1 protein-coding gene is annotated in these 465 nt (G+C 65.2%); it reads right to left on the reverse strand.

The genetic code is table 11. The features are described 5' to 3' along the window. On the reverse strand, positions 1-465 hold a 465-nt coding region (locus EN935_RS40010; protein ID WP_127374453.1), incomplete at both ends, for a PDZ domain-containing protein.

The following is a 465-nucleotide window of genomic DNA, read 5'->3' on the forward strand; positions in this document are numbered from 1 at the left end:
CAGCCCCTGTCGGCGGGCAGCGCAACGAAGCGGTTCGAATCGTCGCGGGTGATCTGCATCAGCACCGCCTTGCGGCCGGACTTCACCGCATCGGCCATCGCCTTATTGGCGTCACCAGTCCCGTTCACCTCGGTCGAGTTGACCGCCCTGATGATGTCGCCAGCCTGGATGCCGCGGTCTGAGGCATTGCTGTCGGGATCGACATCGGTCACCACCAGCCCCTTGCCGTTTTCGGCCTTGGTGACGGTGAGGCCGAGCGCGGCGAGGGTATCGGGCTTTGCCTCGGTGGCGGGCTGCTGCTGCGGGTCGTTCGAAGCCTGCTTGTCGCTTGCCGGCAGCTTGCCGAGATCGACCTTGATCGTCTGGCTCTTGCCGTCGCGCCACACGGTGACGTCAACGGACTTGCCGGGCGAATAGGCACCGATCAGGCGGGCAAGTTCCTTGGGCGAAGCAACATCCTTGCCG

The organism is Mesorhizobium sp. M7D.F.Ca.US.004.03.1.1, assembly GCF_003998635.1.
Classification (GTDB): domain Bacteria; phylum Pseudomonadota; class Alphaproteobacteria; order Rhizobiales; family Rhizobiaceae; genus Mesorhizobium; species Mesorhizobium loti.